Origin of the sequence: Flavobacterium sp. (assembly GCF_049590715.1) — a bacterium.
Lineage (GTDB): Bacteria > Bacteroidota > Bacteroidia > Flavobacteriales > Flavobacteriaceae > Flavobacterium.
On the sequence record NZ_JBAWDL010000268.1, the window covers coordinates 1 to 2,066 of the forward strand.

A 2,066-nucleotide genomic window follows, 5' to 3' on the forward strand; every position below is an offset into this window, starting at 1 on the left:
GTTTTGGATAGCAAAAACGACTTGCCCCCAAACAAATCCAGCGAAAAGGCAGGCTTGAATCGCTCCTGGGTAATAACGGAATTATAAGCGGCACTTCCGGGCTCCAAACCGGCCACTGCCGCTGCCGTTCTCCGCGTGGGCGCAATGTCAATATAGTTGCGGTCCAAAAAGGAAACATTCAGATTGCCATACCAGTACTTGGGAGAGCGGTAACCAATACCCAGCGAATAAGCACTCTGCGGACCCGCAGCCAGGTAATGGTTTTTAAGATGCACCTGCTCCGTACCGGTAAATCCGCCTCTGCCGGAAGGATCTATAAAGTTGTCGAGATAAATAGCCACCTCCGGATTGTCTACATAGTACGACTGTCCAACGGCGGCTACTGCTGTAAGCGAAAGGGCTGTGGTAAGCTTGTATTCTGCTGCCAGTTCGGTGCCAATATTGCGTGTGGAAAGGTTGGTGAGCACATAGTTTACAAACGTGTTGGCGCCGCCACCTTCCAGGAAAAAATGCTTAATGTCGGTGCCGTTGCGCGTATCGGTGGCATAGCCAACGGCCCGTATGGAAAGGGAAGGGGAATGGTGCACATAGCCTACCTCGGTGCTGCGCACCTGCTGCTCTTCCACATCGGGCACAATAAAGTTGCGACTCCGGGCCGAGATAAAAACATTATCGGGCAGCGGTGCATCCTGCTGAAGCAGGCCGTTTGCAAAGAAATAATTGCGGCCATTCAGCTTATAGGTAATGCCGCCCTTTACACTCCACAGCGAGAAATGCGGTGTTTTGGATTCGCCCAAAGACTCCCCTTCGCCGGCATAAAGGCCGTTGCGCCACAGACCATTGCGGGCAAATTGCGCCTGCCCGAAAGAGCCGGCCAGAAAGAAATCTGTTTTGTTGTAAGTGGCCTGCAGCTGCTGCCACACCCAGGTGCGCGAAAAGCGATTCTCAAAGTTGTAGAAATAGCGGTCGCCGGTCCGGACCACATCGGTTGGTGCATCCAGGTTGTTTTGCGTTACGCCGGCCACACCGGCATTGTTGAAAAGTGCAAACTGATTCAGGTTCCGGTAAAAATCGCCGCCCAGCAGATCTTCCAGCTGCCGGTAGTTTTCGCCCCATTGCTGAAGGGTAAAGGCCCCGCCGGCAAGCGTCATGTGGGCACCCAAAACCTTTTGGAAGTTCACGGCACCGGTCCATTTCCTGGTGAGTTCCACATCGCTTCCCACCACATACAGGGAGCGCCGTTCTGCGGCCCCGCCGGCGGGCGATTCCAGACGGACGCGGTTAATGGCAATCAGGTTATCCCATTCAATCTGCTGCGTGGAATGAAAGGGGGCATCCGCAGGATTTTTGCCATCAAGGGCATAGGTAGACGGCAGGTACCGGTAGTAATCGGGTCGCGGATCGGGTGCATTGTACCAGTCTAAAATCGTGTTGCGCTGCTCGCCCTGCTGGTAAGCGGCAGAAGCCGTCAGTTGAAAGCTCTGGTCTGGCTTCCACTCATAGGTGAGCATGGCCACGGGCTGAAAGGTTTTTCCTACCCGCGCATTTCGCACAACGCCGTTCTGGTAGCCCCAGTTGGGATTGTAGTAGTTGCTGCCGGCAAGGTCGGCGGCTTCCTGATACACCGGTGCCGATTTTACGCGTTCCGTGCGGGATCCAAAAGCGGTGAGGTGCAGACTGTGAGCCGGCGAAAACTGTTTGCTCCCTGCAAAGTAGCCGCTCCAGCTATCGTAGAAAGTGCCCGGAATGTAGCCCTCAGCCGCCCACCGCCGGGAAGCCGAAACGGCATAGGCCCAGCCCCTTTTGGTGAGGCCGCTGCTTTTTGTGAACATCACCCGGTTGCGGTACTGCCGGTTGGAAGCCGAATAGGTGACCCGCGTTTGTGCCCGCTGCCTGGCTGCCACGGCATCGAACGATACCGTACCGTTAATACCGCCATACGCCCATTCGCCGGGCGCCAGTCCATAGGTGTTGCTCCGGCCCCGGAACACGTCGTTCAGTCCGCCCCACAGGCTCCAGGAAGCATCGGCCGTTTCCACATCGTTCATGGGTGCGCCGTTTATAAG

1 protein-coding gene is annotated in these 2,066 nt (G+C 56.0%); it reads right to left on the minus strand.

Annotated elements, in window-relative coordinates:
- Positions 1-2,048 (minus strand): hypothetical protein (locus tag WBQ70_RS12010; protein WP_423914525.1); only part of this gene is annotated, 2,048 nt, incomplete at its 3' end.
- Between the last annotated feature and the right edge of the window lie 18 nt (positions 2,049-2,066).